Source organism: Aerococcus sp. HMSC062A02 (genome assembly GCF_001809535.1).
In the GTDB taxonomy this organism is placed as follows: Bacteria; Bacillota; Bacilli; order Lactobacillales; family Aerococcaceae; genus Aerococcus.
In genome coordinates this window covers 8,725-14,409 of the sequence record NZ_KV797937.1, presented here as the reverse complement: position 1 = coordinate 14,409, position 5,685 = coordinate 8,725, and the positions used below count along the sequence as shown (strand labels likewise).

Below are 5,685 nucleotides of genomic sequence, written 5' to 3'. Positions count from 1 at the left end.
GTGTGAGAGGATGCGGTAGAAAGGGACCTCTGGAGTAAAAGACTAGAGAAGCTCAGAGAGCTTCGACAGACTTTTGCGAAGAGGAGCCCTTTCTGCATCCTCGAACCCAACTAGAGTGTGAAAGCCACTTCTTCTCATCACCAAACCCTGCTAATCATCTTATTAACCGTTTTAATCTCTAAGCATTTAAACTTTAACCACAAAAATCCAGCTGCCGGTCCGCTTGCAGCTGGATTTTTTGAATAGATAATGATTCTTCTATTCTCGAGGGAGCGAGGGCAAGTCATCCCTCTCTAAAGGCCCTTCCTGACCACGGCTTGCCCCTGTCCGGTAGTCAATAGCAACTTGGGGCTGCCGGTTGGGCACGAAGACATTGAATTTAATCCCCGCTCCATTATCTTCAATGGAGAAAGCTTCCATATAGACCCCCGACGCTAGCATGTTCTCACCTTCAAAGACCGGGGTCACCCGGTAGCGGACATGGTTGCCTGTTTCTTCAATATAATTGGCCACATAGTTCTCGAAGGGGAGCATGCCTTCCACATTGAAGTAGCGGGTCCCCGTCATGAGGTTGCGGATATTGGCATTCTCCCCCGTCAATTGGTAGCCAATTAGGTGGCTGCGGTTGTAGAGCCAACCTCCGTCCACAGTAGGATACTTGGCCTGCTTCCAACCCGTGGGCCGGATGGAAGAAATATCGCCCCGGTCCTCGTCTGGCATGAGTTCTTGACCAAGGACGGCATTGGCCGCCGTTACGCGACCGTAAGTATCCAATTGCCCGTAGTCCTCATAGGCCTGGGTGGAGGAGATATCTGCGTTGCTGAAGTGGGGGATATTGCTGTTGATAGCCACATAGGCCTGGTCTGCCGGGACCTGGGGCACCACGCCCCCTGCTTCCGGCTCCGGATCATTAGGCGCTGGTGGTGCTGTCCGATCCTTGCCAGGCAGGTTACCACTTTCTTCCCCTGTTTGGGCAGGCAGTTCGGGATAGCGGAGCCGGTCATCCCCCGACCGGGAGGCGGAAGACGTCTGGTTAGTGCGCTCTGCCTGGTCCGAGCGCTGGGCTTGAGAAGAGGAACTTTGGGGCGAATCGCTGGGCAAGTTCTGGGGCGCTGGACTAGCCGACACCACCAAGAGGATTACTGTCGACACCACCGCCAGGATAACCGCCAAATTCCGCCAGCGCTTGTTTCGCCTAATATTCAAGGCCGAGAAGATTGCGCTCAGCACTGCAAAAGTCGCTAGGGCCGCTTTGAGGTCATTGGTCGCGATTAGGCCCAAAACCCCATTGAGCGCTGTGAAGGCCGTAATCCGCCGCTTGGTCAGGCTCCGCTGCCAGTAGTAGAACATGAAGCCTAAGCTCAGTAATAATATCAAAGAAAAAATAACTTGCATTCCGCTACCCCCATCCGAAAAAAAAGTCTGCCTCTATTCTAGCAAAAAAGAAGCGAACTTGCATTCGCTTTTTTATTAAGCTTTCACTTGTTTTAGGTCAGCCTAATTGTCAACTGGACCTGTCTTTGTTAGAATAAGATTTGTAATCTAGCTTAATAAAGGAGCGATTCGAATGATTAACCAAGAATTGAGACAAGTTTTTAAAGAAAAATATGAAAAAGACCCGACTAACCGGGCCAGCCAGCATGCCATTCACCAGGTCGGCATCCAAGAAGCCAGCCTGAATGCGGATATCCGCCGCCATCATCCCTTCGCCTTCTCCGAAGAAACCAAACGGGGAAAAATCACTGACCAAAAATCGAGCGGCCGCTGCTGGATGTTCTCTGCCCTCAACACGGCCCGGGTCCATGTGATGGAGAAACTCAACCTAGAAAGCTTCGAATTCTCACAAAACTATACCCTCTTCTGGGACAAGCTGGAGAAAGCCAATTACTTCCTCAACAGCATCATTGAAACTGCCGACCGCGAGCTCAATGACCGACTGATCTGGCACCTCCTCCAAGCTCCCCAAGAAGACGGCGGCCAATGGGAAATGTTCGCCGGTATCCTCAATAAATATGGGAGCGTTCCTAAAGAAATCATGCCGGAAAGCTTCCATTCTTCTAACACACGCCTCCTTAACGAAACACTTAACAATAAGCTCCGGGAATTCGCCTATGAGCTCCGCCAAGCTGCTCAAGCTGGCCAAAGCCAAGACGACCTAGCCAAGAAGCGGGACGAACAACTCTACTTCGTCTACCAATTGCTGGTCAAGGCATTGGGTCCCGTGCCTGAAGTCTTCGACTACAGCTACCGCGACAAGGACGGCAACTACCACAAGCTCCAAGGGCTCACACCACAAGATTTCTTCCAACAATATGGCGGCATCGAGACCGAAGACATGGTCAGCCTCATCAATGCCCCAACCCAAGACAAACCCTATGGCAAGACCTTCACCGTCGACTATCTAGGCACCATCGCCGAAGAAAAACCGATCAAATACCTCAATGCGCCGATCGATGTGCTCAAGGAAGCAGCCATTGCAGCCATCAAGGATGGAGTCCCTGTCTGGTTTGGTTGCGATGTGGGCAAGTCCAGCTACAGCAAGTGGGGAATCATGGACACCGAGCTCTTCGACTATGAAGCCACTCTCGGTGACAGCCTAAATCTCAGCAAAGAAGCCCGCCTCGACTACGGGGTCAGCGTTCTCACCCATGCCATGGTATTGGTTGGCGTGGACCTAGATGCAGACGGCCAAGCCCTCAACTGGAAGGTTGAAAATAGCTGGGGCAAGAAGGTCGGCGACGACGGCATCTTCAGCATGTCCGACAAGTGGTTCGATGAATACAACTATCAAATCACCCTCCCTAGCCGCTACCTGCCAAGCGACTGGCAAGGTAAGTATGACCAAGAGCCGATCCACCTCGCCCCATGGGATCCAATGGGCTCACTGGCTAAGCACCAATAGAAACTATTGCTTTCTATTTTTTGGGTGCTAGTCGCCACAAAAGATAATCGCTTTAAAAGCCTCCCCTCGAGCCGAATTGGTCCGAGGGGAGGCTTATTTGATTTTTTAACAAATCGTGTTGGTGAGTAATATTCGCTCCTAGCTAGATACGATCTAGTCCTCTAGCTGGTCCAGGTAATCAGACTGGTAGAGGGATTCGAGGAAGGGGATCTTAGCCTTGTCTTGGCTGGATCCCGGTCCTTGCAAGCGGTCGCGGTAGCGCATGTCTTTTTGGACCATGAGGTAGAACATGGAAGCCAGTGGAACGCCCAGGATCATGCCAAGGACGCCGGCTACGCCCCCACCGATGGTCACAGCAACGAGAACCCAGAGGCCAGGTAAGCCGATGGAGTTCCCCACGACGAAGGGATAGATCAGGTTTCCCTCCAATTGTTGGATCACCACGATGAAGATCAAGAAGATGACCATCTGGGAGAAGGAATTGGTCAGGAGGAGCAAGGCACCGATCCCGGCAGACACATAGGCCCCCAGAATAGGGATGAAGGCCAGAACCGCGGTTAGGGCCCCAATCATTCCGGCATAGGGCAATTGAAGGACCCACATCCCGGCTGCCACCAGGGAACCCAGGATCGCTGCTTCAACGGTTTCCCCTGCAATAAAGTTAGAGAAACTGTGGTGGGCCAAGCCAACCACATTCAGAATAAAGTTACTGTGGCGGGGAGTACAGTAATTGGTCACCAGGTGGCGGAATTGCTTACCCAACTTCTCCTTGGATGAGAGCAAGTAGACCGAGAACATCAAACCTAGGACCCAGTTCATCACGGCTGAAGCAGAAGTCGCCGCCATGGAGAGCAAGGACTGGAGGGTCGATTGGGCAAAGCTGGTCGCTGCCTGGCCTAAGCGTTGGGTAATGTTTTGAATATCGAAATCAATCCGGTTGATCATGGTAAGGACTTGGGGGAAGCGGTCTGCCAGGTCAAAGAAAAACCGTTCGATGTCGCGAATCAAGGCTGGTACGGCATAGATAAAAGTCGTTACCGCATTCACCGCCTGAGGCACAACCAACATCAATACAGAGATCACTACTAAGATAATCGTTAAGAAGGCTAAGACCATGGCCAGTCCCCGGCGCAAACCATCCAACCAGGCTTTCTCCATATTGGGGAAGAGCCACTTCTCATACTTATTCATTAGGATGTTAACCACATAAGCAATAGCACAGCCCAAGATCAAGGGGTAGGCCACGCCACGCAAGGTGGCAAAGATCGATAGGGTACTCTGCCAGTTGACAATAATTAAAACGAGCAAGGCCGTCAAGAGTAAAAATTTGAGAACCATCCGCTCGATTGCTTTGATTTTCATTTCATATCCTCCAAATTAGTCGGGTTCGCAAGAGCAGACTTGAAGTGATTTCAGCTCACCGAAACGACTGACTACCGTCAGCCTTTTTCGATGAGCCTCCAATCATTCAAGTCTAAACGCCAAGTCTCACACCCTGTGTAGTTGGGTTCGACTTGGCAGAAAGGGTGTGACTTCAGAAAAGCGTAACGACCGGCTAAAGCCGTTCTTATCCGCTTTTCTTCCAGCCAACCCTTTCTAAGCGCCAAGTCTCACACCCTGTATAAACAATTGCATTGCTTTCATTTTATCACCTCCCCAAGCGCCTAGCAAGTCAAGAAAGCGCTCGCAATCACTTCCTGCTTCTGTCATAATATAGATAAAAATAAATAAAGGAGCGATTCTAAATGATACGTGTCACATTGATTCCTGGCGATGGCATCGGCCCTGAGATTGCCGATGCCACCGTCCAAGTCCTAGAAGCAGCCGGTGCCGATATCGAATGGGAAATCCGCCAAGCTGGTCAAGCCGTCTATGAGACGACGGGCGAGCTTATCCCTGAAGCGGTCTTCCAAAGCATTGAAGCCAATGGCCTAGCCCTCAAAGGCCCCATGACAACGCCTATTGGAACTGGCTTCCGCAGTGCCAACGTGGCCTTGCGCAAGAAGTATGACCTCTACGCCAACCTCCGTCCGGTCCGCTCGCTCGGCCAAGTCCCCTCTCTCTTCGATGATCTGGACCTGGTCCTCTTCCGGGAGAATACAGAGGACCTCTATGCTGGTGTCGAAGAGAAGGTTTCTGATGACGTCATGCACAGCATCAAGATCATCAGCCGCCAAGCTTCCGAACGCATTACCCGCCAGGCCTTCGACTATGCCCAGAAACACCAGCGCCAGCACGTTACCGTCGTCACCAAGGCCAATATCATGAAGCTCAGCGATGGCCTCTTCCTGGATACCGCACGCCAAGTCGCTAAAGACTATCCCGATATCCCACTCAAGGAAGTCTTGGTCGATAACATGGCCATGCAATTGGTCATCAATCCCAAGCAATTCGATGTCATCGTCACGGAAAACCTCTACGGCGATATCCTCTCCGACCTCATGGCAGGCTTGATCGGTGGCTTGGGTCTGGTTCCCGGTGCCAATATCGGTGACAACTTAGCCATCTTCGAAGCTGTCCACGGCTCTGCCCCTGACATTGCGGGCCAAGGCAAGGCCAATCCCACCGCCATGATTTTGAGCGCCTGCCTCCTCCTCGACCACATCGGCCAAGACGACTGCGCCCAAAGAATCCGCCAGAGCCTAGACCGAGTCCTCAGCCACAAAGAGAACCTAACCGCAGACCTCGGCGGCCCAGCCAGCACCGCCGACTTCTGCCAAGCCCTCCGCCAAGATCTAAGGGTGTGAGGAAGAGCGTTTAGCTTTGGATGCTTGGAGTAAGTC

Annotated in this window: 4 protein-coding genes; 2 read left to right on the top strand and 2 right to left on the bottom strand. The window is 52.0% G+C overall.

All coding sequences use genetic code 11. The annotated features are described in order from the left end of the window. Nucleotides 1-258: 258 nt before the first annotated feature. A complete protein-coding gene (locus HMPREF2626_RS07090) occupies nucleotides 259-1,395 on the bottom strand; it encodes a DNA/RNA non-specific endonuclease (protein ID WP_070619357.1) in 1,137 nt (378 codons plus the stop codon). A 172-nt stretch (nucleotides 1,396-1,567) separates the two neighbouring features. On the opposite strand from HMPREF2626_RS07090, the gene HMPREF2626_RS07085 reads away from it, so the two are divergent. Continuing rightward, nucleotides 1,568-2,902: a C1 family peptidase gene (locus tag HMPREF2626_RS07085; RefSeq protein WP_070619353.1), complete on the top strand. Its 1,335-nt coding sequence runs from the start codon at nucleotides 1,568-1,570 to the stop codon at nucleotides 2,900-2,902. A 153-nt stretch (nucleotides 2,903-3,055) separates the two neighbouring features. Here HMPREF2626_RS07085 and HMPREF2626_RS07080 read toward each other — a convergent pair whose 3' ends face one another. After that, nucleotides 3,056-4,264: an AI-2E family transporter gene (locus HMPREF2626_RS07080; RefSeq protein WP_070619350.1), complete on the bottom strand. Its 1,209-nt coding sequence runs from the start codon at nucleotides 4,262-4,264 to the stop codon at nucleotides 3,056-3,058. A 383-nt stretch (nucleotides 4,265-4,647) separates the two neighbouring features. Here HMPREF2626_RS07080 and HMPREF2626_RS07075 point away from each other — a divergent pair, with 383 nt between their 5' ends. Next, nucleotides 4,648-5,649 carry an isocitrate/isopropylmalate dehydrogenase family protein gene (locus HMPREF2626_RS07075; RefSeq protein ID WP_210382805.1) on the top strand — a complete coding sequence of 334 codons (1,002 nt, stop codon included), beginning with the start codon at nucleotides 4,648-4,650 and terminating at the stop codon, nucleotides 5,647-5,649. Nucleotides 5,650-5,685: the final 36 nt, after the last annotated feature.